22 protein-coding genes are annotated in these 21,753 nt (G+C 64.3%); 11 read left to right on the top strand and 11 right to left on the bottom strand.

Annotated features, from left to right (window positions below; translation table 11 throughout):
* The first annotated feature begins 32 nt into the window (after positions 1-32).
* Positions 33-704: a DsbA family protein gene (locus ACVW16_RS14680; protein WP_456737123.1), complete on the top strand. Its 672-nt coding sequence runs from the start codon at positions 33-35 to the stop codon at positions 702-704.
* A gap of 72 nt (positions 705-776) precedes the next feature.
* On the opposite strand, the gene ACVW16_RS14675 is transcribed toward ACVW16_RS14680, so the two are convergent.
* From ACVW16_RS14675 to ACVW16_RS14665, 3 genes are all read right to left on the bottom strand, one after another.
* Positions 777-983 (bottom strand): hypothetical protein, encoded by a 207-nt coding sequence (locus tag ACVW16_RS14675; protein WP_092230865.1) that lies wholly within the window; start codon positions 981-983, stop codon positions 777-779.
* An 82-nt stretch (positions 984-1,065) separates the two neighbouring features.
* On the bottom strand, positions 1,066-2,136 hold the full coding sequence (locus ACVW16_RS14670) for a carboxylesterase family protein (RefSeq protein ID WP_456737124.1): 1,071 nt from the start codon (positions 2,134-2,136) through the stop codon (positions 1,066-1,068).
* Positions 2,137-2,171: 35 nt separating this feature from the next.
* The gene (locus ACVW16_RS14665) at positions 2,172-3,143 is read right to left on the bottom strand and encodes a S1C family serine protease (RefSeq protein ID WP_456737125.1); all 972 of its coding nucleotides are present in this window, start codon (positions 3,141-3,143) and stop codon (positions 2,172-2,174) included.
* A gap of 285 nt (positions 3,144-3,428) precedes the next feature.
* Here ACVW16_RS14665 and ACVW16_RS14660 point away from each other — a divergent pair, with 285 nt between their 5' ends.
* The 8 genes from ACVW16_RS14660 (at position 3,429) to ACVW16_RS14625 (ending at position 12,044) form a co-directional block, all read left to right on the top strand.
* Positions 3,429-4,847 (top strand): M20 family metallopeptidase, encoded by a 1,419-nt coding sequence (locus tag ACVW16_RS14660; protein WP_456737126.1) that lies wholly within the window; start codon positions 3,429-3,431, stop codon positions 4,845-4,847.
* 259 nt (positions 4,848-5,106) lie between these two features.
* The gene (locus ACVW16_RS14655; protein ID WP_456699889.1) at positions 5,107-6,897 is read left to right on the top strand and encodes a peptide ABC transporter substrate-binding protein; all 1,791 of its coding nucleotides are present in this window, start codon (positions 5,107-5,109) and stop codon (positions 6,895-6,897) included.
* Positions 6,898-6,926: 29 nt separating this feature from the next.
* Positions 6,927-7,886: an ABC transporter permease gene (locus tag ACVW16_RS14650; RefSeq protein ID WP_456699888.1), complete on the top strand. Its 960-nt coding sequence runs from the start codon at positions 6,927-6,929 to the stop codon at positions 7,884-7,886.
* Complete coding sequence (locus ACVW16_RS14645) at positions 7,852-8,769, top strand: ABC transporter permease (RefSeq protein ID WP_456699887.1); 918 nt, start codon at positions 7,852-7,854, stop codon at positions 8,767-8,769. Before ACVW16_RS14650 ends, ACVW16_RS14645 begins: the two co-directional genes overlap by 35 nt.
* Positions 8,769-9,764, top strand: a complete 996-nt coding sequence (locus ACVW16_RS14640; protein WP_456699886.1) for an ABC transporter ATP-binding protein — start codon at positions 8,769-8,771, stop codon at positions 9,762-9,764. The genes ACVW16_RS14645 and ACVW16_RS14640 overlap by 1 nt, the downstream gene beginning before the upstream one ends.
* The gene (locus ACVW16_RS14635) at positions 9,761-10,729 is read left to right on the top strand and encodes an ABC transporter ATP-binding protein (RefSeq protein ID WP_456737128.1); all 969 of its coding nucleotides are present in this window, start codon (positions 9,761-9,763) and stop codon (positions 10,727-10,729) included. Before ACVW16_RS14640 ends, ACVW16_RS14635 begins: the two co-directional genes overlap by 4 nt.
* 64 nt (positions 10,730-10,793) lie before the next feature.
* Positions 10,794-11,609 carry an MFS transporter gene (locus ACVW16_RS14630; RefSeq protein ID WP_456802368.1) on the top strand — a complete coding sequence of 272 codons (816 nt, stop codon included), beginning with the start codon at positions 10,794-10,796 and terminating at the stop codon, positions 11,607-11,609.
* A 12-nt stretch (positions 11,610-11,621) separates the two neighbouring features.
* On the top strand, positions 11,622-12,044 hold the full coding sequence (locus tag ACVW16_RS14625; protein WP_456802617.1) for an MFS transporter: 423 nt from the start codon (positions 11,622-11,624) through the stop codon (positions 12,042-12,044).
* 12 nt (positions 12,045-12,056) lie between these two features.
* On the opposite strand, the gene ACVW16_RS14620 is transcribed toward ACVW16_RS14625, so the two are convergent.
* The 7 genes from ACVW16_RS14620 to ACVW16_RS14590 all read right to left on the bottom strand — a co-directional run bounded on the left by ACVW16_RS14620 (position 12,057) and on the right by ACVW16_RS14590 (position 18,274).
* Positions 12,057-12,707 (bottom strand): HAD family hydrolase, encoded by a 651-nt coding sequence (locus tag ACVW16_RS14620; RefSeq protein ID WP_456737130.1) that lies wholly within the window; start codon positions 12,705-12,707, stop codon positions 12,057-12,059.
* Between the two features lie 49 nt (positions 12,708-12,756).
* Positions 12,757-14,658 carry a sensor domain-containing diguanylate cyclase gene (locus ACVW16_RS14615; protein WP_456737131.1) on the bottom strand — a complete coding sequence of 634 codons (1,902 nt, stop codon included), beginning with the start codon at positions 14,656-14,658 and terminating at the stop codon, positions 12,757-12,759.
* Between the two features lie 179 nt (positions 14,659-14,837).
* A complete protein-coding gene (locus ACVW16_RS14610; RefSeq protein ID WP_456699881.1) occupies positions 14,838-15,059 on the bottom strand; it encodes a dodecin in 222 nt (73 codons plus the stop codon).
* 103 nt (positions 15,060-15,162) lie between these two features.
* Complete coding sequence (locus ACVW16_RS14605; protein WP_456737132.1) at positions 15,163-16,413, bottom strand: glycosyltransferase family 87 protein; 1,251 nt, start codon at positions 16,411-16,413, stop codon at positions 15,163-15,165.
* A gap of 167 nt (positions 16,414-16,580) precedes the next feature.
* Positions 16,581-17,138, bottom strand: a complete 558-nt coding sequence (locus ACVW16_RS14600; protein WP_008142962.1) for an HNH endonuclease — start codon at positions 17,136-17,138, stop codon at positions 16,581-16,583.
* Between the two features lie 96 nt (positions 17,139-17,234).
* Positions 17,235-17,537 (bottom strand): hypothetical protein, encoded by a 303-nt coding sequence (locus tag ACVW16_RS14595; protein WP_456737133.1) that lies wholly within the window; start codon positions 17,535-17,537, stop codon positions 17,235-17,237.
* Positions 17,534-18,274: a DNA-3-methyladenine glycosylase family protein gene (locus ACVW16_RS14590; protein ID WP_456737134.1), complete on the bottom strand. Its 741-nt coding sequence runs from the start codon at positions 18,272-18,274 to the stop codon at positions 17,534-17,536. Before ACVW16_RS14590 ends, ACVW16_RS14595 begins: the two co-directional genes overlap by 4 nt.
* Before the next feature lie 185 nt (positions 18,275-18,459).
* On the opposite strand from ACVW16_RS14590, the gene gluQRS reads away from it, so the two are divergent.
* Entirely contained in the window at positions 18,460-19,332 is an 873-nt protein-coding gene (gene gluQRS, locus ACVW16_RS14585) for a tRNA glutamyl-Q(34) synthetase GluQRS (protein WP_456737135.1), read from the top strand.
* Between the two features lie 103 nt (positions 19,333-19,435).
* Positions 19,436-20,701: an ATP-binding protein gene (locus ACVW16_RS14580; RefSeq protein ID WP_456737136.1), complete on the top strand. Its 1,266-nt coding sequence runs from the start codon at positions 19,436-19,438 to the stop codon at positions 20,699-20,701.
* Here ACVW16_RS14580 and ACVW16_RS14575 read toward each other — a convergent pair.
* Entirely contained in the window at positions 20,628-21,521 is an 894-nt protein-coding gene (locus ACVW16_RS14575) for a YihY/virulence factor BrkB family protein (protein WP_456699876.1), read from the bottom strand. The two genes, ACVW16_RS14580 and ACVW16_RS14575, sit on opposite strands and share 74 nt — an antisense overlap.
* Between the last annotated feature and the right edge of the window lie 232 nt (positions 21,522-21,753).

The following is a 21,753-nucleotide window of genomic DNA, read 5'->3' as shown; positions in this document are numbered from 1 at the left end:
TCTGCAGAGATGGGACCGAAACGGGACGAGATATGGCTGGATTTAGGAATAAGGGCCTTGATGGAGGCCTTCGGCCGACGCGCCGTACGGCGCTGACGTGGATCGGCGTGGGCGCCTTCGCGGCTGGCGGTATGAGCCTGGCGCGTGCGGCTGCCGACGATGGCGAGGTGCTGACCGAAGCCAAGGTACTGCGTGATCCCGACGTTCCCGTCGCCGGCAATCCCGATGGCAACATCTCTATCATCGAGTGGTCCGACTATAACTGTCCCTATTGCCGCAAGCTCGAGCCGGAGCTGCGCCAGGTCATCCAGGACGACGGCAAGGTCAGGCTGGTCTTGAAGGACTGGCCGATTCTCGGGCCTGTCTCGGTCACGGCCGCGCGGATCGCGCTGGCCGCGAAATTCCAGGACAAGTACCATCAGGCCCACGACGCCATGATGGGCGTCAGCTCGCGCCTGACCGAGTCGCGCGTCAACGAGCTGCTGGCTTCCGTCGGCCTCGACATGGATCGCCTCAAGAGTGATCTCACCGCGCACGGCAAGGACATCGAGGCGATCCTCAAGCGCAACAACGACCAGGCTGAAGCCTTTGGCTTCCGCGGCACGCCGTCCTTCATCGTCGGCAAGTACCGCGTGCCGGGCGTGCTCAGTATGGCCGAGTTCGAGCAGGTCATCGCCGACGCCCGCAAGGCCAAGATGAACTGACCTATCGCAGACAAGAACAAGGCGCCGTCGCGGACCCGCGACGGCGCCTTGTTCATGTCTGGTCCACCGAGATTACTTCGACGAGATCCGGACCCAGTCCTTGTGCGCACGATCGCGCAGCAGATCCCAATCGGCCTTCGCGACATCCCAGTTCACGATGGTGCGATTGCTGGTCGCGACCTCGCCATTGGCGACTGAGGACGTCTGCATGGAGTCATAGACATAGACGCCACAAGCGAGCAGCAGGGCGCCTAAAATCATTCCGAAAAAAGTCTGCATGGCGAACCTCCGGTGACGGGCGGATAACGTCAGCCCGGAGTGATGGTTCCGCGACAGTGCGGCGCAGGTAAGGACATCCGGTTCATCCCTCGTTCAGCCAATGAAGCAGCTCCGCGTTGATCTCGCGCGGATAGGTGTGACTGAGGTCGTCGATCTCGCGATAGGTGACGTCAGCACCGGCCGCCCTCAGTGCGGCTTGCGTCTGCCGCGCGCTCTGCACGGGAAACATCCAGTCGAGCTTGCCGTGGGTGATGAAAACAGGCAGCCCTTGCAGGCGCGTGGCGTCGGCCATTTCAGCCATCAGCGGATGGAAGGTCGCCGACACCGGGGCGAGATGAGTGAAGGGTGAGGCGCCATCGAGCCCGCTGACATAGCAGAAGGTGCCGCCGTCGCTCATGCCGGTCAGCAGCATGCGTGAGGGGTCGATGCTCCAGCGGCTGCGCACCATTTCGAGGATGCGCATCAGGTTCGGCGTGTCCGTGTCGTCGCCCATCAGCGCCCAGGTCTGTCCTGTCGCCGTTGGCGCGACCAGGATCGCGCCAACGCTGCGGGCATCGCGCAGCCAACTCCACAGGAAACCACGTCCGTTGCCGCTGCCGCCATGCAACGCGATCACCAGAGGCCAGGCTCGATCGGCTGTGTAATACTCGGGCACATACACCGAGAAGCCGCCGCGGCTGCCGGGCTCGTTGTGATCGTGCAAGATACCGGTGTCATCGGCGGCGCCCGTTTCGAGTCGCGCCAGCACATCGCTGTTGTCGCGATTGGCTGAGTTCAGGAAGAAATTGCTGACCGGCGGAAACTGCAGCGACAGCGGATAAAGCGCCTCCTGGGCGCGCGGCAGATGGCGCAGCGCGCGGAACACCGCGACGAGATCGCCATTGCCGCGCTCGACGCCGCGGATGCCGGCAAAGGCGGCGAGCGTCTCCTTGCAGCTGCGATCGAGCCGTTCGCGCAGGCCGGCGAACTGCTCCGGCCATTCTCCGATCGCAGCGTGTGCCGTCTGTAGTGCATTATCGGGCGCGCCGATTGCGGTCATCACCGAGCCGAAAGCCGGCGGATGCAAATGCCGGGCGAAATCACCGAGCGCTTCGAGCGCATTGAGCAGCGGCGGCAGCACGGCCACGATGTCGTCAATGACGGCCTCGGTCATCGCCGCTTCCTTTGCTTGGCGTCAGTTCGGTCCGGTCAGTGCAGCTTCGGTGCCTTCAGGAGCTTGAAGCGGTCGGTCGACGTCACCGTAACGTCGAAAGTGACGCCTGCATGATGCACGGTGAGTGGCACGTCGACCCCGGCGGCGCCGAGCGCCCACAACTTCTTGTAAAAGGCCGTCTGGCTCGTGACCTTGTCGCCGTCCACGGCCAGGATGATGTCGTCGGTCTTGAGTTCGGCACGGGCGGCCGGACCGTTGGCGGAGGTGCCGATCACCACCACGCGGTTGTCGATTTCGGTCGAGTAGAGTCCGAGCCACGGTCGCGCCGGCTTGTTGACGCGACCGAATTTGCGGAGATCGTCGATGATCGGCTTCAACAGGTCGATGGGAACGATCATGTTGACGTGCTCGGCCCTGCCGTCGCGTTCACGTTCGAGCTGGAGCGAACCAATGCCGATCAATTCGCCCCGGTCGTTGAGCAGCGCGGTGCCGCCCCAATTCGGATGGGCGGGGTAGGTGAACAATGCCTCGTCGAGCAGATACTCCCAGTAGCCGGCAAATTCCTGCTTGGCGACGATCTGGCTCGCAACCGATCGCGTGCGCCCACCGGCGCCGCCGACCACGACGCGGTCGCCGAGCCGGGTCTCTGCCGAGGAACCGAGCGGGAGCGGTTCGATCTCGAGCTGGCCGAGCGCTTGGACCAGGCCGAAGCCGGTGACGGCGTCGAATCCGAGGACGTGTCCCGCCACCACGCGGCCGTCGCCGAGATGCAGCCACACCGACTCGGCCTCTGTGATGAGGTAGCCGATGGTGAGAACCAGCCCGTGATCGATCACGACGCCGTTGCCGGCGCGTTCGGTGCCGAGAGTTTCGGCGCTGAAGGCATCCGACGGGATGATGGCGTGCAGGCCAACGACGGATGCAAGCGCGCGGTCGAGATCGAAACCGTAATCGGTCGCACGCGGCTGATTGGCCGGCGGCACTCTCCATTCGGTCAGGGCGGGCATGGAGTTCTCCTGGCTGAGAGCATCGCTCCGCCGTGGCTGCGGAACGACGCGCGAAGCAAGCATAATTTAGGCCGGAGGAGGCCGTCTTGAAAGACTTGACCGCAACTATTCCGGACTCGTGACGGCGATTTGCGAAGATGACCGGAATTGTTGGCCTAAAGCCGGTTGACGATTGCCTGATCCGGCAGCGGTCGCATGGCTGGTGTCCGGCGAGGTGCTAGGCGGGGTCCGGTGAAGCTGCTAACCATTGCCGCTTCGTTTGACCAAGAGATCACGGACCGAACCATGGACAATCGCAGCGACATTTGGCGTGGCATCGACACCATCAAGGGACGTTTCATCGACCTGAGCGACAAGGTCTGGGGCATGCCCGAAGTCTGCTACACCGAGGCGCGTTCCGTGGCCGAGCATCTCGCCGAGCTGCGCCACCAGGGTTTCCGCGTCACCGAGAAGGTGGCGGGCATTCCGACCGCTGTCATGGGCGAATGGGGCGAAGGGGGTCCGGTCATCGCCTTCATGGGTGAGTATGACGCGCTGCCGGGCCTGAGCCAGGAGGCGGGCGTTGCCGAGCACCGTCCGGTCGAGACCGGCGGGCACGGCCATGGCTGCGGTCACAATCTGCTCGGCTCTGCGGCGCTACTGGCTGCGACCGCGGTCAAGGACTGGCTCGCCGAGAACAAGGTGCCCGGCCGCGTGCGCTATTACGGCTGCCCGGCGGAAGAAGGCGGTGCGGCCAAGGCCTTCATGGTGCGCTCCGGCGCGTTCGAAGACGCCGATATCGCCATCACCTGGCACCCGCACAGCTTTTGGGAAGTCGCTGTCACCCCGTCGCTCGCCAATACGCGCGCCGACTTCATCTTCACCGGCCGTACCTCCCATGCGGCGGCTTCGCCGCATCTCGGCCGCTCCGCGCTCGATGCGGTCGAGCTGATGAACGTCGGTGTGAACTACATGCGCGAGCACATGCCGAGCGACGCGCGCGTGCACTACGCGCTGCTCGATACCGGCGGCATCGCCCCCAACGTGGTGCAGGCCCATGCCCGCGTGCGTTATTCCATTCGTGCCCGCGACCTTCCCGGAATGAACGAACTGGTCGGGCGTGTCAGCAAGATCGCAGAGGGCGCTGCCCTGATGACCGAGACCAAGGTCGAGATGAAGATCATCTCCGCGGTCTCCAATATCCTGCCGAACACACCGCTGGAGCAGGCGCTGCATCGGGTCATGGAAGAGCTCGGACCGCCGCATTTCGACGATACGGACAACGACTTTGCCAGTCGGATACGCGCGACGCTGACCGACAAGGACATCGCGTCGGTCTATTACGCGATCGGCATGGAGCCGACCGATCGGCCGCTCGCCGACTTCCTGGTGCCGCTCGATGCCAAGCGCAACCCGCTGGTCGGCTCGACCGACGTGGGCGATGTGAGCTGGGTGGTGCCGACCGTGCAGGTTCACGCACCAACGGTTGCAATCGGCACACCTTTCCACACCTGGCAGGTGGTGGCACAGGGCAAGAGCCCGCATGCCCACAAGGCCATGGTGCAGGCGGCCAAGGCCATGGCCGGCCTCGGAATCAAGGCGTTGACCGAACCGGAACTGATCAAGGCTGCGAAGGCCGATCTGACGAAGCGGACCGCCAAGACGCCTTATGTCTGCCCGCTGCCGGACCATGTCGCGCCGCCGCTCACGATGTCCGTGGCGTAGAATTCCATCTCGATACTTCGTCTGATCTCGCGAACAAATTTTTCGCAGTGCAACTTGGTTTCCGGCGGATTTTGACGCCGGAATGCCGAACTGTTGGGCTTGGAAGCAAAGTTTTGCTCAACCGACAGCCAGAACACCGTTTGCATACACACGGTCGCAGTTGACGTGCGGCCTATTCAGTGTGCCATCTACCGCCAGCCAAAATCAGGCGGCCTCCCGCGGCTGCCTGCATCCATCCGGGACCAGACGGGGGACAACCATGCTGGACAAAGAACTGCGTTCGATGATCGGTGACGTGAAGGACGGGCGGATGGATCGCCGCGCCTTCGTCAAACGTCTGGCCGCGGTCGGCCTGACCGCGCCCCTCGCCAACCAGATACTTGCCCTCGGCGGCGTAGCCATGGCCCAGAGCCCGTCTCCGTATCCTCCGACCAAGCGCGGTGGTGGCGGTCCGCTCAAGCTGTTGTGGTGGCAGGGCCCCACCTTGCTCAATCCGCATTTTGCCACCGGCACGAAGGATCAGGACGGCTCGCGCCTGTTCTACGAGCCGCTCGCAAGCTGGGACATCGACGGTCACCTCAATCCGATCCTAGCCGCCGAAATCCCCTCGGTCGCGAATGGCGGCCTCGCAGCCGATGGCAAGTCGGTGACCTGGAAGATCAAGCCGGGCGTCAAATGGCATGACGGCAAGCCCCTGACGGCCGATGATTTCGTATTTACCTGGGCCTATGCCAGCGACCCCGCTACCGCGGCCGTCTCCATCACGGCCTACAGTGACTTGACCGTCGAAAAGGTGGATGACCTGACCATCCGCCTTCTGTTCAACAAGCCTACGCCATTCTGGGCGAATGCATTCGTCGGCGCTTACGGCTGCGTCATTCCGAAACATCTGTTTGCCGACTACAAGGGATCGAAATCCCGCGAGGCGCCGACCAACCTGGCTCCTGTCGGGACAGGCCCTTACAAATTCGTCGAATTCAAGCCGGGCGATCTGGTCCGCGGCCAGCTCAATCCCGACTATCACATGCCCAACAGACCGTATTTCGACACAATCGACATGAAGGGCGGCGGCGATGCCGTCTCCGCAGCACGGGCCGTGATCCAGACCGGAGAATTCGATTTCGCCTGGAACATGCAGGTGGAGGACGAGGTGCTGCTGCGTCTCGAGAAGGGCGGTAAGGGCAAGACCACCTATGCCGTGGGCGGCGACATCGAGTTCATCGCCATCAACTTCACCGATCCCAACACCGAGGTCGACGGCGAGCGGTCGTCGATGAAGACCAAGCACCCGACCCTGTCGGATCCCGCGGTGCGCCAGGCGCTCGCGCTGCTGGTCGATCGCGCCTCCGTCAAGAAGGCCATCTACGGCCGTGCCGGACGCACCACCTCGAATTACCTCAATGGCCCCGACGACTTCGTGTCGAAGAACACCAAATGGGAGTTCAACGTCGACAAGGCGATCGCGTTGCTGGAGCAGGCCGGCTGGAAGGCCGGTGCGGACGGCATCCGCGAGAAGGACGGAAAGAAGCTGAAGCTTCTCTACCAGACCTCGACCAACGGTCCGCGGCAGAAGACCCAGGCCATCGTCAAGCAGGCCTGTCAGAAAGCAGGGATCGACGTCGAACTAAAATCCGTCGTCGCCTCGGTGTTCTTCTCTTCCGACGTAGCCAACCCCGACACCTACTCGAAGTTTTACGCCGACATCGAGGAATTCCAGATTCCGATGACGCAGCCGGATCCGGCGCTGCACATGAAGCGCTACATCTCGAGCCAGGTGGCCAGCAAGGACAACAAATGGCAGGGGCAGAACTTCCCGCGCTGGGTCAACAAGGACTACGATGCCGCCATCGATGCGGCCGAGACCGAGATCGACCCGGTCAAGCGCGCCGCGCTCTACATCAAGTGCAACGACATGTTGTGGCAGGACACCGTGTTCATCCCGGTGATGCACCGTCTTACGGTCGATGCCTGCGCCAATACGCTGCGACCGGTCATCTCGGGCTGGGCCAACCGGACTGACAACATCCAGGACTGGTATCGCGAGGGCTGAGCACGGGCGTCTAAGCGGATTATTCGCTCATGAGTCAGTACGTCCTGCGTCGTCTGATGATCGCGATTCCGAGCCTGCTCGGAATCTCGCTGGTCCTGTTCGTCGTCCTGGCGCTTGCGCCAGGCGATCCCTTCAGCGAACTCGCGACCAATCCGAACGTGCCGCCCGAGGTGCAAGCCGCGCTTCGGGCGAGGTTCGGCCTCGACGATCCGATCTACCTTCGCTATTTGCACTGGCTCAACGCCATGCTGCACGGCGACTGGGGCTTCTCCTTCGTCAGCCGGATGAATGTGGACACGCTCATCCTGCAGCGCCTGCCGGCCACGCTTTACGTGATCGGCTCGGCGCAGATCCTGGCGCTGCTGATCGCGATTCCCGTCGGCGTCTATGCCGCCACAAAACCCTATTCGCTGTTCGACCAGGTCGCGAACACGCTCGCCTTCGTCGGCTTCTCGCTGCCGACCTTCTTCACCGGCATCCTGTTCATCCTGATCTTCTCGGTGACGCTGGACTGGCTGCCGTTCGTCTATACCGCCGACATCAAGGCCACCGGTATCCACTATGTGCTGGAGATGATCCGGCAGGCGATCATGCCGGTGGCCGTGCTCGGCCTGTTCCAGGCGGCCTCGATGACGCGATTCGTCCGCTCGGCGATGCTCGACGTCATCAGGCTCGATTATGTCACCACGGCGCGGGCCAAGGGCCTCGGCCAGACCAAGGTCATCGTCAAGCACGTGATGCGCAACGCCATGATCCCGGTCGTGACGCTGATCGCGCTGCAGATGCCGGCGGTGTTCGGCGGCGCCCTCGTCACCGAGCAGATCTTCCGCATTCCCGGCATCGGCTCGCTCCTGATCTCTTCCATCCTTTCCAACGACACGCCGGTGGTGATGGCCGTCACTTTCGTCTTCGCGTGCCTCGTGGTGCTGTTCAATCTCATCGCGGACGTCCTTTATGGCTGGCTTGACCCTCGCATCTCCTTCCGCTGAGCGGCGCGTCTACTCGCCCTCGCGCGAGACGTGGCGGCGCTTCAGCCGGCACAGGCTTGCCGTGGTCAGCGCGTTTCTGCTCCTCATCCTGATTCTGGCGGTGCTGGCCGGCCCCTTCGTCTGGCCCGTCAAGATCGACGACATCGATATCGTGGCGGGCCTGCAGGGGCCGTCGCTCGCCCATCCCTTCGGCACCGACGATCTCGGTCAGGACATCCTCGCCCGCATGATCTATGGCGGCCGTATCTCGCTCGCCGTCGGGCTCGCCGCGATGCTGGTGTCGGTGTTCATCGGCACGCTGATTGGTTCGCTCGCCGGCATGTCCCGCGGCGCGCTCGGGTACGGATTGATGTGGCTGACCGACCTGTTTCTGTCACTGCCGCAACTGCCGCTGCTGCTGTTGTTGATCTATCTGTTCCGCGACGGGCTGAAGCAGGTGTTCGGCCCGGAGGGCGGCATCTTCATCCTGATCGTGCTCGTGATCGGCGGCCTGCGCTGGATGCCGGTGGCGCGTCTCGTCCGCGCACAGTTCCTGTCGATCCGCGAGAAGGAGTTCGTCGAGGCCGCGCGCGCGCTCGGTGCGAGCCCGGTGCGTCAGGTGGTGAAGCACATCCTGCCCAATGCGCTCGGTCCGGTGATCATCGCCGGTACCATCGACGTTGCCGCCGCGATCATCGCGGAATCGACGCTGTCCTTCCTCGGCCTCGGCTTCCCGCCTGACACCCCGACCTGGGGCCGGCTGCTGTACGACGCCAAGGACTTTCTCGACATCGGGCCGCATTGGGCCCTGTTTCCCGGCGGTGCGATCTTCATCGCGGTCGTCGCCATCAACTTCATCGGCGACGGTCTGCGTGACGCGCTGGATGCGCGACGGGTGATCTGATGGCGGCGCTGCTCGAGATCAAAGGTCTCAAGACCCACTTCTCCACCGATGACGGCATCCTCCAGGCTGTCGACGGCGTCGACATCACCATCAACAAGGGCGAGACGCTCTGCGTCGTCGGCGAATCGGGCTGCGGCAAGACCGTCACGGCGATGTCGATCCTGAAGCTGATCGCGATGCCACCGGGCCGCATCGCGGCCGGCGAGATCATCTTCGAGGGACGCGACCTGGTGCCGCTGACGAGCAACCAGCTCGACGACATCAGGGCCAAGGAGATCGGCTTCATCTTCCAGGAGCCGATGACCTCGCTCAATCCGGTGCTGACGGTCGGCGAGCAGATCGCCGAGAGCCTGCGCCGGCACGAGGCCGTGACCAAGAAGCAGGCGCTCGCGCGTACCATCGAGATGCTGAAGTTGGTGCAGATCCCGAACGCCGAGGGCCGCGTGCACAATTATCCGCATCAGTTTTCCGGTGGCATGCGCCAGCGCGTGATGATCGCGATGGCGCTCGCCTGCAAGCCCAAGCTGATCATCGCCGACGAGCCGACCACCGCGCTGGACGTCACCATCCAGGCGCAGATTCTCGATTTGCTCCAGGACATGAAGGAGCGCTTCGGCATGGCGGTGATGCTGATCACCCATGCCATGGGTGTCGTCGCCGAAACGGCGCAACGTGTCGTCGTCATGTATGCCGGCAAGGTGGTGGAAGAAGCCGGCGTCGACGCGCTCTTCGCCGATCCGGGCCATCCCTATACGCAGGGCCTGATCCGCTCGATCCCGCGCATCGATCTCGACAGCGCGCACAAGACGCGGCTCGAGGCGATCGGCGGCTCTGTGCCGATCCTGATCAATCCGCCGGTCGGCTGCCGCTTTGCGCCGCGCTGCAAGTTCGCCATGAACGTCTGCACAGCGAAGGAGCCGCTGCTGCGCGAGATCGCGCCCGGTCATCGCATGGCTTGTCACCTCGGCGATCCGCAGTTGGGAGGCGCGACATGAGCGAGCCCTTGCTGCGCGTCAGCGGCCTGAAGAAACATTTCCCGGTACTTGGCGGCCTGATGTCGCGCCAGGTCGCCACCGTCTACGCCGTCGACGGCGTGTCGTTCTCGGTCGACCGCGGCGAGACGCTCGGTCTCGTCGGCGAGTCCGGTTGCGGCAAGTCGACGACGGGGCGCTGTGTGCTGCGCCTGATCGAGCCTACTGAGGGCAACGTCGTGTTTGACGGCCAGGACGTCGGCAAGCTCGACGGCAACGACCTGCGCGCGATGCGGCGGAACATGCAGTTGGTGTTCCAGGATCCGTTCGCCTCACTCAATCCGCGCATGACGGTCGGCTCCATTCTCGGCGAAGCCTTTACCATCCACAAGCTCGCAGCCAACGCCAAAGAGCGCGAGGAGCGCGTGGCTGGCCTGCTGATGAAGGTCGGCCTCAAGGCCGAGCACATGCGCCGCTATCCGCATGAATTCTCCGGCGGCCAGCGCCAGCGCATCGTGATCGCGCGTGCGCTCGCGGTCGAGCCGAAGCTGATCGTCTGCGACGAGCCGGTCTCCGCGCTCGACGTTTCGATCCAGGCGCAGGTCATCAACCTGCTGGAAGATCTCCAGGCCGAGCTCAACCTCACCTATCTCTTCGTGGCGCACGACCTGTCGGTGGTCGAGCACATCTCCGACCGTGTCGCGGTGATGTATCTCGGCCGTATCGTCGAACTGGCCAAGGCGAGCGATCTCTATCGCAATCCGCAGCATCCCTACACCAAGGCGCTGCTCTCCGCGGTGCCGGTGCCCGATCCCAAGCTCAAGCGCAACCGCATCCGCCTCAAGGGCGACGTGCCGAGCCCGATGAAGCCGCCCGCGGGTTGTCACTTCCACACCCGTTGTCCGATTGCCCAGCCGCGCTGCGCCGAATCCGCGCCTGAGCTGAAGGAAGGCGCGGGCGGGCATTTTGTGGCGTGTCATCTCGTCTAAGTTGCGCGGTGCGTAGCTCTTCGGGGGTCTTGATCGCAAGGGATCGGCTGGCGTAGGGGGATGCATGAGCCAGGTACAGGATGTGGTTCTCGGCGCGGTCGAGATGGCGCGTGCGAGCGGTCGGGACGTGGAAGCACGTCGGGCGCTGTGGGGATCGGCGCTCGGATACGCCATGGACGGGTTCGACCTGCTCATCCTCGGCTTCATGTTGACGGCGATTTCGAAAGACCTTCACCTGACGCAGCCGCAGGCGGCCTCGCTGGTGACCGGCACTCTGGTCGGCGCGGTCGTCGGCGGTCTCATCTTCGGTGTGCTGTCGGACCGGCTTGGCCGCGTGCGGGTTCTGACCTGGAGCATCGTTCTGTTCGCGGTCTTCACCGGCCTCTGCGCGCTGGCGCAGGGCTATTGGGACCTGCTGGCCTATCGGGCCGTCGCCGGTATTGGACTCGGCGGCGAATTCGGCATCGGCATGGCGCTGGTGGCCGAGGTCTGGCCAGCGAGCAAACGCGCGCGGGCCACCTCCTATGTCGGGCTGGGCTGGCAGTTCGGCGTGCTCACGGCGGCGCTGGTGACACCGGTCCTGTTGCCGATCATCGGCTGGCGCGGGATGTTTGCGCTCGGCGTGTTTCCGGCAGTAATCGCCTACGTGATCCGGCGCAAGCTGCACGAGCCTGACGTCTTCATTGCGCACAAGGCAAAGGCGGAGAGTGCTGGCTCGTCACTTCGCGCGCTCGTGGCCGATGCGGAGACGACCCGGATCGGCATCGGGTTGATCATCCTCTGTTCGGTGCAGAATTTCGGCTATTACGGCATCATGATCTGGCTGCCGAACTATCTCTCGATGCAGTTCGGCTATGGCCTGACGCAATCGGCCGTCTAGACATCAGTCACCATCGCAGGCATGGCGCTCGGCATCTTCCTGTTCGGTCATGCGGCCGACCGTTTCGGCCGCCGGGCGACGTTTCTGACCTATATGTTGGGTGCGGCTGCCATGGTGGTGGTCTATTCGCAGCTCACGACCGCTGCTGCGCTCTTGATCGGCGGAGCCGTGATGGGCTTCTTCGTCAATGGCATGCTCGGCGGTTACGGCGCGTTGATGAGTGAGCTTTATCCGACCGCAGCGCGCGCCACTGCGCAGAACGTGTTCTTCAACATCGGTCGGGCGGTGGCCGGCTTCGGTCCGCTGGTCGTCGGCATCGTCAGTGCCGCCTATGGCTTTCCGACCGCGATCGCAGGACTTGCACTGCTCTACCTCATCGATATCGTGGCGTTGCTCGCGCTGATCCCGGAGCGGCGTGGCGTCGATCTGGCCTGATGTCGAATTCGCTCATCGCTGGCCAAGCAGGCCGTGACCCGAAAGGGCTTGCCTGAACGTGTCCACGGACGTGTGGTGATGCGCAAGCAGGCCGGCTTCCCTGGCGCCGGTGACATTGGCCGGGAGGTCGTCGACAAAGAGGACGGTCTCGGGTCTGACTTCGAGCTCCGAAACGCAGCGCCGGTAGCAGAGCGGATCGGGCTTCGCCGTCTTGAACTGTGCCGAGGTGTAGATCTTGATTCCGAACAGCGGTCGCAATTCAGGCAGCAGCGTATCGATGTGATCGGCAACCAGCGTGGTATTGTTGGTCAGGACCGCAATATCGACGGTTCGGCGCAGCTGCCCGACAAGCTCCAGCATCGCGCGATCGGCCCGCATCGAGCAGCGCCGCGCCTCCACCCATTGATCGAGCGACAGCAGATAGCCGATGCGCTCGCCGAAGCCCCGCAGGTAGTCGACGGCATCGAGCGTGCCGGAATCGCCGAGCAGCTCAAAGCCGCTGCCCCAGATCGCCTGGTGAACGAATTCGTCGGTCGATCCCGCAAGCTCCGCCAGGCGCGCCACGCGCTTGCTCCTGTCGTAGTCGCAGAGGACGTTGTCCATGTCGAAGAGGACGAGCTTTATTTCGTCGGTCACTGCTGCGCTCGCGGGTAGGCCGAACATTCGGCGACGACTGCAGTCATATCCCGTCGGGACGTGACCGACAATTCCGTCAGGCGCTCTTCGCGGGCCAGGGGACGACCTGCCCCGACATCACCAGCCGGTCACGGCCGCTGTCCTTGGCCGCGTAGAGTGCGCGGTCGGCGGCGGCGAGCAGCGTATTTGAGTCCGGGGCCTGGGATGGAAGGCTCGTCGCGGCGCCGACGCTGACAGTCACCAGACGGGAGGGTGGATTTTGCGCGTGCAGCATGGCGAGGTCGTGCAGGGCCTGGCGAATCCCTTCGCCGACCTCGACGCAGCCGTCCGGACCGGTGTTCGGCAACAGCACGGCGAACTCCTCGCCGCCGTAGCGCGCCGTGAGGTCGGCGGGGCGCCTGGCGGTGGCGGATAGAATCCGGCCCAGCGCGCGCAGGCAACCATCGCCCGCCAGGTGTCCGTAATGGTCGTTGAATTTCTTGAAATGATCGACATCGATCAGCAGGAGCGACAGCTGCGTTCCGTCGCGCCGGGCGCGCGCCCATTCGTCGGCCAGGCGTTCGTCGAATGCCCGTCGGTTGGCAAGCCCGGTGAGGCCGTCGGTCGTCGCAAGCGAGGCAAGCTTGTCCTGAAGGTCCTTCTGCTCGGTCATGTCGCGCATGACGGCGACGACGCCGTCGATCTCGCCGCTGTCAGACGCTAGCGTCACGTGCAGAGCCGCCTCGGCCCAGATCTCGCCCTTGTCGCGATGGCGCTGGCGATAGATGAACCGCGCTTCCTCGGCCTCGCCGTTCTTCAGCGCGGCGATGGCCTGCTCGACCCGTTCCATGTCATCCTCGTGGATGCCGGCCAGGGCCGACGTATCGAGCAGTTCGTCGGCCGACCACCCGGTGATGCGTACGCACGAGGGCGAGACGTAGAGCAGCCGGTTATCCAGCCCGATCCGGGTCACCATGTCGCTGGATTGCTCGGCCAGCAGGCGAAAATTTGCTTCCTTGGCAACCAGGACCTGTGCCATGCGCTGCCGTTGCAGCAACTGACGGACCAGATAGAAGCCGATCACGGCGATCAGCAGCACGAGACCGAGGACGAAGATCATGCGCGTGCCCGCCGCGCGTCGCCAGGGGGCCAGCACGTCCTCCTGAGACTTGCTCGCCAGCACCATCAGGGGATAGCGGCTGCTGCGCTGATAGTAGCTTAGGCGCTGCAGGTTATCGAGCGGCGACTTGAAGTAATAGACCGCCGCTTCGGGCCGGCTTGCCCAATCCCTGAACAAGGGCGTTTTGGACAGGTCCCGGCCGACGAAAGCTTCGCTCTTGTCGCCGGTCCGGGCCAGCAGGATGCCGGCGTCGTTGAGCAGCGACGCCGAGCCATTCGGTCCGAGGTCGAAACGTTCATAGAATTTCGAGAAATAGGCGACGTCGATCGTGAGCAGCGCGACGCCGGCGAAGCTGCCATCGGGATGGTTGATCCGGCGGGACGCCGTGATGATCCACTGGCCGCCGGAGCGGCTCCTGACGGGCCGACCGATCAGCGTGCCCTTGTCCGGGGAGGCGCGATGCTGCTGGAAATATTCGCGGTCGCTGTTGTTGAGCCCGGAGAAGTCGACATGCTCGGTTGTGGCGAGCCAGCGGCCGGTTTCGTCGTAGACGAAGATGCCGCGGATACGGTCCGATGATTTCCGGGTCGGCAGATAGGTCTGGAGCTTTGAGATCGTGTCCGGACCCAATCCGTCGAGCTCGAGCCGGTGCACCAATCCGACCAGAATCGTATCGGCGAGCTCGAACGTATCGTCCGCGTGCTGGATCAGCGAATGCGCCAGATTGGTGACGTCGATCTCGGCGTTTCGGACTTCTGCATTGCGCGTTTCCCATTCGCGCCAGATGCTCAAGCCCAGAATCGTGACGCAGATCAGCGCAACGAATCCCGCCGCCCAGAGCGGAAGGTGGGTCTTGCCGAGTTCGCGGCTCGTGACCATCGGGTTTGCTCCAATTCTGGGCAAACCTCTCACTTTGGTCTTAACGGCCTGTTGCAGGAACTGTGATGATTGCGCGGGGCCGTACTGAACCGGTGAGGTTTGTCGACATTTGATCGAGCCCTCGTACGCGGATGTTAACCACGCAGCCGTGGTGTAATGGTCACCTCGCGCTCGGCGCTTCACTCATCGAGTGTGAACCCGACGCGCAGCGTGACCTGGTAGTGCCGTACCGCGCCGTTCTCGATGTGGCCCCGCGTCTGTACCACCTCGAACCATTTCATTTCGCGAATGGTCTTGGAGGCCCGGCCGATCGCGTTCTTGATCGCATCCTCGATCGAGGCCTCGGACGATCCGACCAGTTCCAAGATCTTGTAGACGTGATCCCTCTCGGTTGCGGGCATGGTGGACCTCCGTTGCTGGCACCACGGCCCTCGCCGCGGCTTGGCCTCTCATCTGAACGGGCGCCGGCCATTCCGGTTCCCTCGTGCGCGAGCGGGAGGAAAGTTAGGCAGGCTCGCCGTGCAGGCGAACCGCGGCGGGGCCCGCCTGGCGCAGCAGGACCCACAGCAGCATCACGAGCACGGCCATGAGGGCGAAGCCTCCGACGGCCGGCGTCATGGTGCGCCCAAGGCTGTCAGCCTGGGCGTTTTCCGCGGACAGCCGCGCCGATTGCAACAATCCGTAGCCGTTGGCCAGCAGCAGGAGAGCATAGATGGCGCCGCGTTCGCGCCGGCAAGCCAGCCGGGCAAGATCGGGAAGCAGCAGCGCGAGACCGATTCCCACGATCGGCAAGTCATAGTCGTAGGCATAGGGGCTGATCATCACGGAGGTGACCGCGACGACGCCGAGCGCGAAGCGGGGGGACGGTCCGCGCGCAACCGCGAGTGCGACGGTGACGAGCGCCAATGCAGCCATGGCCATTTGTCCCCAGAACGCTCCGGCTGGCGGAAGTCCGGCATTGTACAAGGCCGCATAGGCCGAGATCATCCGAAACAGCTGATAGCGGCCTTCCTCCAGATAGCTCGCGGCTTCGCGGATGCTGCCGAGCCACGCGCTCCAGATTTGCGGGCCGAAGGCGAGCGCGCAGACGAGCGAGCTCGCGATCACCACGATCGCGGCGGTCAGCACCGCCGTCCAGCGGCGCGTCATCAGCACGTAGATGCCGGCCGTAACCGCCAGGTGAGGCTTGATGACCATGATTCCGAGGGCGATGCCCGATAGCACCGGGCGCCGCTCCGCGTTGATGCAGATCAGTCCGATCAGGGCCCCGGTCAGCAGACCATTCTGCCCGATGGCGATGGTGATCGCGATCGCCGGGAAAAACACGACGAGCACGAGCGCAAGGTTGTTTCCAGCAATCACGCGGAGCGTCATCAGATAGGCCGCCAGCGTGACGGTCGTGAACAGAGCATAGGCGGCCCAGCCCGGGAGGAACGCCAGGGGGGCGAGCAACAGATCGAATTGCGGTGGGTAGGTCCAGGGCATGACGGCGGTGGCGCCGCCGGCTGCTGCCATCTGCATCTTCGTGAACGCAGCCAACCGGTAGGTCAGGTCGAGGTCACCGAGCCAGATGCGCTGCGCGACAATGTGGAAGGCTGCGAAGTCGACGGTCTGGCCGCCATACCAGAGGCCGCCGTCGAAAAAGCGGATCGCCTTGAAGATGAGGATGGCTGCCAGCAGTGTGACGATGATGCAGACATAAATCGTCCGCTTTCGCGGCGAGGCCTGGATCTGCTCCAATGTTGCGGTGAGCATCCGTTCGCTAATCTCTACTGGGCACATGGCCGGCCGATCTGTCGGCGAGATTGCGGACGGAGAGTTAAGGTCCGGTAACGAAAGGATAGGGGTTGGCCGGCACGGCCGGACCTTGCCCGCGTTCTGTCGCCGCCGGGGAGGGCGACGAGACGGGACGCAGCGATGCCTTACGGATCCAGCTCCGTATCCCAGTACAGGTAGTCCAGCCAGCTGTCGTGCAGATAGTTTGGCGGGAACAGCCGGCCGTTGCGGTGGAGCTGGTGCACGGTCGGCGCGAACGCGCTCTGACGCGGAAACATCTTGGCTTGTGCAGGCGTCAGATTGCCCTTGCGCAGATTACAGGGCGAGCACGCCGCAACCACATTTTCCCAGGTGGTCTGGCCGCCCTTGCTGCGGGGAATGATGTGATCGAAGGTGAGGTCTTCGGGCGAGCCGCAATATTGGCAGGCGAAACGATCGCGCAGGAAGACGTTGAACCGTGTGAAGGCGGGATGGGTGGTCGGCTTGACGAAGGATTTGAGCGAGACCACGCTCGGCAGCTGCATTTGCAGCGTGGGACTGTGAACCGCCTGATCGTAATGCGCTACGATATTGACGCGGTCGAGGAACACCGCCTTGATCGCGTCCTGCCACGACCACAGAGACAGTGGGTAGTAACTCAGCGGCCGGAAGTCCGCGTTCAGGACCAGCACCGGCCAACTGCCTTGCGAGACATGTGCGTTCAAGTAACGCTCCTGGCCTCCAATATACGCTGCGAAGCAGCATGTACTGACATACTACATGCAGCGTGACGGGATTGTGAAGCCCGTCGAGCGACTTATTCAGGCGCAAGCAATGCGGCGGCGGGGTGGCGAAACGCGCAAAAACGCCGCGATTGGGAGGGCTGCGCGTTGAGACGCGCCGAGGCGATCACCTCGCCAAAGTCCCACACACGAATGTTGCCGAACCCCCTGCGACGCCGGTAGGATCTGCCAGGATTTCAGCTCGTCGCCCATCGCGGCACACGTGACGTTGTTGGCACTGAATGCGAAGCGGTCGGTGCGGCCGCATCCGGAAGGGGGAGTGTCGATCAGCTTGCATCGCTCGAGATCGCTGCGTGCGACGACGCAGTCGATCGGCGTCATGGTGAAGATCCCCGTTTTCCCCGCGCCGGCGCCTTCTTCTTGAGGGCTGTGCGCTTTGCAACAGCAATATTGTCTGAAACAGGGTTCGCTTCGCCCGCGATGATGCCCTCGCGCTTCTTGACCGCGCGGTAGTAGCTCCACCACAGATGCGCGGCGGCACCACGCAGCGGGCGCCAGGGCTCGGCGAGCGGGGCCATCTGTTTTTCCGTCGGCCGCGCCTGAAGGCCAAGGCCGATCTTGATGCCTTCCTGCACGGCGAGGTCGCCGGCCGGCCATGCATCGCCATGACCGAGGCAAAACAGAAGATAGACGTCGGCGGTCCACGGGCCGATGCCGGGCAGCGAGATCAGCGTGTGATGCGCGGCATCTGCATCTTCCTCCGCGAGCACGTCGAGGTTCAGCCGTTCCTCGATGATCTCGCGCGCGAGATGCTTCAGGGTCTTGATCTTGGCCGCGGACAGGCCGAGCCGCCCCAGCCGGTCGGTCCGGGCGCGGCGCACGGCCTCGTGGTCGAACGGATCGAAGGCGGCTGACAGACGTCCCCAGATCGCCGCCGCGCTCGCGGTGGAAAGCTGCTGCCCGCAAACGATGTGCGCAAGCCCCGCAAAGCCCGGCTCCCGCCGCCGCAATGCCGGCATCCCGGCGATATCAAGCACCGGCTTGAGCCGCGGATCGCGCTTGACCAGCGTGCGAACAGCTTCTTCGAGATCGGATTGGGTTTCGAGGTGGATGGTCATGATGGCTCGGCAAACTCTCTCGGCGTCATGGCCGGGCTTTCCCGGCCATCCGCGTCTTTCCAACCGCGCGTTATTGTTAGCATGGGCGGGGACATCGTGTTCGTTCGCGACCTTGACACGGTTGGTAAGTCGCACCGAAGAACGTGGATGGCCCGGACAGCCCGGCCATGACGAGATCTTTGCCTATGCCGCCACCCGTTTTCCGATTTGCCCCCAGCCCGAACGGCCATTTGCATCTCGGCCATGCCTATTCGGCGCTGCTGAACTTCGATCGCGCGCGGGGCAGCGGCGGGCGTCTGTTGCTGCGGATCGAGGACATCGACGCGACGCGCTGCCGGCCGGAATATGAGGCCGCGATCTACGAAGACCTTGCCTGGCTGGGCATCACCTGGGAAATGCCGGTACGGCGACAGTCGGAGCATCTTGCCGACTATCGCGCCGCGCTGGAAAAACTCTCGGCGCTCGGTCTCGTCTATCCCGCGTTCGAAAGCCGCGCCGAGATTGCCAGGCTGGTGACCGCGCGCGCGGCGGACGGGCCATGGCCGCGTGATCCCGACGGCGCGCCGCTCTATCCTGGTAACGCCCAATTACTGTCTGCCGGCGAGCGGTCGCGCTTGATCGACAGCGGCGTGCCTTACGCCTTGCGCCTCGACATGGCAGCGGCCCGCCGGCGCGTCTCCAGCCTGACCTGGAACGAGCTGGGCGAGGGACCCGATGGCGAGCGGGGCGTGGTCGCAGCGCGGCCTGACGCCTGGGGCGACGTGATCCTGGCCCGCAAGGAGACGCCGACCAGCTATCACCTGTCCGTGGTGGTCGACGACGCGCTCCAGGAGACGAGTGAGATCGTGCGCGGTCAGGACCTGTTTCACGCCACCTCGGTCCACCGCCTGCTCCAGGCTTTGCTCGGCCTGGCCGAGCCGGCTTATCGCCACCACGCCCTGATTCGAGACAGTGACGGAAGGAAGCTGTCGAAATCGGGTCGCTCGACCGGGCTGCGGCAGTTGCGCGCAATCGGAGCCTCGCCCGCCGGTATCCGCCAGCTGGTGGGATTAGGTTAGATTTCTCTGGGGTTTAGCCCAACACCGCCGTGACTCCACCTATTCCGTCGTGCCATGCTGCCTGACAGGCTGGGGTTCGAAGGTACTGCTTCGAAGGGGACTTATGGCGGCAGAAACGCGCCCGGCGCGCACCACGCGGACGTCTAGGCGGTCGCCTCGGAAGCGACCCGGGCCGGCCGCCAAGGTGCGCAAGCGCAGCACCAAGGCGGTCGCTCCGGACGTGGTCCAGGCTGCCCTCGCGGCCTTTGCCCATGAGGTCCGCACGCCCCTGACCGGCATTCTCGCGATCAGCGACCTGCTCGCGACCTCCGATCTCGGCGAGCGGGAACGGCGCTGGGCCGACACCATCAAGGCCGGCGCCGAGCATCTGGCGAGCCTTGCGACTCTGTTCGTGGACGCCGCCAGGACCGGCCAAGGCAACGGGAGCGGCGGCAGCACGCTGCGGGAGGATTTGTTCGATTTGCGTGCACTGGCTCGCAGCGCCGGCGATTCGCTCGCCGGGCGTGCTGCAGCCAAGGGACTTCAGGGACAGGTCGATATCTCAGAGAAGCTGCCGGGGCTGGTGGTTGGCGATCCCGTGCGTCTGCGCGCCGCGCTCGAGAACCTGATCGATAATGCGGTCAAATTCACCGACCAAGGGGGTGTGGCGTTCGCAGTCAAGCCTTGGCGTGCCGCCAAGAGCAGGAAGAGCGACAAGCGCCGGGTGGGCGTTGCCTTTGCGGTCTCCGACAGCGGCATCGGCCTGACCATGGCCGAGATCAAGCGACTATTCCGCCCGTTCACCCAGGCCAATGTCACCATCGCGTCACGCTTCGGCGGCGCCGGGCTCGGCTTGTCCTCGGTGAAGCAGCTGGCGCGCGCGATGGGCGGCGACATCACGGTCGCGCCGCGCCGTGGTGGCGGTGCGACCTTTACGCTGACAGTCACGCTCGACGCGGCGGGGCCGGTGAAGAGGCGCAAGCCTGCTGGTGACGCCGCGGATGGGCTGGCCGCGTTGCGCGTGCTCAGCGTCGAAGACAATCCGTTCGGCCGTGTCGTGCTCAACACGATCCTGACCGAGCTCGGCCATCATGCCGAGTTCATCGGGCGCGGTGAGGACGCGGTGAACCGGCTCGCGCAGGGCGGCTTCGATGCCGTGCTGATGGACATGGTGTTGCCCGGCATCGATGGCGTCGAGGCGATCAGACGGATCCGCACGATGCAGGCGCCGCTGGCTCAGATCCCGATCATCGGCGTGTCCGGTCGCGGCGAGGATGAGGCGGCGTCGCGCGAGGCCGGCGCGGATGCTTTCCTGGTCAAGCCTGTGTCCCCGCGTGCTCTAGCGACTGCGCTGCTTGAAGCGACACGCCGTGAGGAAGCCGTGACTTGATGATCGCGGCGTTGAGCTCGCCGCCGTAAACGAAGATCGCAGCGATAAAATACAGAAACACCAGGGCGATGATCACCGAGGCGAGCCCCGCATACATCGTCACGTAATTGTTGGCGAAGCGCGCCAGATATTGTCCGAACACGATGCCGGAGATCAGCGATGCCACCATCGTGAAGACGATTCCGGGCAGGATCTGAAGGAAGCTGCGCCGCCCCGCCGGCAACCAGGCATGCAGGATGAAGAGCGCGACGACCAGCGCGGCGATCGTGATGCCGTAGCGCAGCGAGGTGAGGATGCTTTCGTTGGATTCGACGAAGAGTGGAATATGGCGCCGCGCAGCTTCGATCAGCAGCGGCCCGAGTACGATCAGGAATGCCATGGCGAGTGCGGTGACGGCCGCCACCAGCGTGTAGCCGATCGATTCCAGCCGCAGCCAGTACCAGCGCCGCATCTCCACCACCGCATAGGCGCGGTTGAGCGCGACCCTGAGCGCCTCGACGCCGTTCGAGGCGAAATAGACCGACAGCACCGCGCCGATCGTCAGCACGCCGGAGCGGGTCGTGGTGAGCACGTCGTGGACCTCGCCCGAAATCGAATCGGACACCTGCTTGGGCCAAACCTGAAGCATCAGGCTGGCGGCCTGATCGGCGAGCTCCTTGGAGCCGAAGAAGCCGGCGAGCGAAGTCAACACGATCAGGAACGGGAACAGCGCCATCAGGGTCGATAGCGCGATGTGGCTCGCGATCGCCCAGCCGTCGTCGGCCAGGAAGGTGTAGAAAGCGTCCTCTACGACGACGTAGATGGTACGGATTGCTCTCACTGCTTGCTCCGACTTCGCCTCTGCCCGCGTGCGGGGAGCGGCCGGAAGGCGCACGTAGCGCGGATTCCGCGGGAGGGGGAGTCTCCGCGAAGCCCTCCGTCATCATCCTTGCGGAGAGCCCCCGTCAGCCGCCGCGCGTTCCGCGCGTCGGCCTCTCCCCGCAAGCGGCGAGAGGCGAACAGGGCCAGGGATGGGCGCGGATCGGAAATCATCTCATGAGTTTCTGACATTA

This window comes from Bradyrhizobium sp. USDA 4474, assembly GCF_054057515.1.
The sequence above is the reverse complement of the archived record's forward strand: the minus strand, read 5'-3'. Positions and strand labels throughout refer to the sequence as shown.

Bases quoted from the DNA above. Each gene is read 5' to 3' on its own strand.
- ACVW16_RS14590 (WP_456737134.1), bottom strand. From the start codon at position 18,274: ATGACCATCCACCTCGAAACCCAATCCGATCTCGAAGAAGCTGTTCGC.
- ACVW16_RS14650 (WP_456699888.1), top strand. From the start codon at position 6,927: ATGAGTCAGTACGTCCTGCGTCGTCTGATGATCGCGATTCCGAGCCTG.
- ACVW16_RS14680 (WP_456737123.1), top strand. From the start codon at position 33: ATGGCTGGATTTAGGAATAAGGGCCTTGATGGAGGCCTTCGGCCGACG.
- ACVW16_RS14615 (WP_456737131.1), bottom strand. From the start codon at position 14,658: ATGGTCACGAGCCGCGAACTCGGCAAGACCCACCTTCCGCTCTGGGCG.
- ACVW16_RS14660 (WP_456737126.1), top strand. From the start codon at position 3,429: ATGGACAATCGCAGCGACATTTGGCGTGGCATCGACACCATCAAGGGA.
- gluQRS (WP_456737135.1), top strand. From the start codon at position 18,460: ATGCCGCCACCCGTTTTCCGATTTGCCCCCAGCCCGAACGGCCATTTG.
- ACVW16_RS14620 (WP_456737130.1), bottom strand. From the start codon at position 12,707: ATGTTCGGCCTACCCGCGAGCGCAGCAGTGACCGACGAAATAAAGCTC.
- ACVW16_RS14675 (WP_092230865.1), bottom strand. From the start codon at position 983: ATGCAGACTTTTTTCGGAATGATTTTAGGCGCCCTGCTGCTCGCTTGT.
- ACVW16_RS14670 (WP_456737124.1), bottom strand. From the start codon at position 2,136: ATGACCGAGGCCGTCATTGACGACATCGTGGCCGTGCTGCCGCCGCTG.
- ACVW16_RS14630 (WP_456802368.1), top strand. From the start codon at position 10,794: ATGAGCCAGGTACAGGATGTGGTTCTCGGCGCGGTCGAGATGGCGCGT.
- ACVW16_RS14655 (WP_456699889.1), top strand. From the start codon at position 5,107: ATGCTGGACAAAGAACTGCGTTCGATGATCGGTGACGTGAAGGACGGG.
- ACVW16_RS14605 (WP_456737132.1), bottom strand. From the start codon at position 16,413: ATGCTCACCGCAACATTGGAGCAGATCCAGGCCTCGCCGCGAAAGCGG.
- ACVW16_RS14580 (WP_456737136.1), top strand. From the start codon at position 19,436: ATGGCGGCAGAAACGCGCCCGGCGCGCACCACGCGGACGTCTAGGCGG.
- ACVW16_RS14610 (WP_456699881.1), bottom strand. From the start codon at position 15,059: ATGCCCGCAACCGAGAGGGATCACGTCTACAAGATCTTGGAACTGGTC.
- ACVW16_RS14640 (WP_456699886.1), top strand. From the start codon at position 8,769: ATGGCGGCGCTGCTCGAGATCAAAGGTCTCAAGACCCACTTCTCCACC.
- ACVW16_RS14595 (WP_456737133.1), bottom strand. From the start codon at position 17,537: ATGACGCCGATCGACTGCGTCGTCGCACGCAGCGATCTCGAGCGATGC.
- ACVW16_RS14645 (WP_456699887.1), top strand. From the start codon at position 7,852: ATGGCTGGCTTGACCCTCGCATCTCCTTCCGCTGAGCGGCGCGTCTAC.
- ACVW16_RS14665 (WP_456737125.1), bottom strand. From the start codon at position 3,143: ATGCCCGCCCTGACCGAATGGAGAGTGCCGCCGGCCAATCAGCCGCGT.
- ACVW16_RS14635 (WP_456737128.1), top strand. From the start codon at position 9,761: ATGAGCGAGCCCTTGCTGCGCGTCAGCGGCCTGAAGAAACATTTCCCG.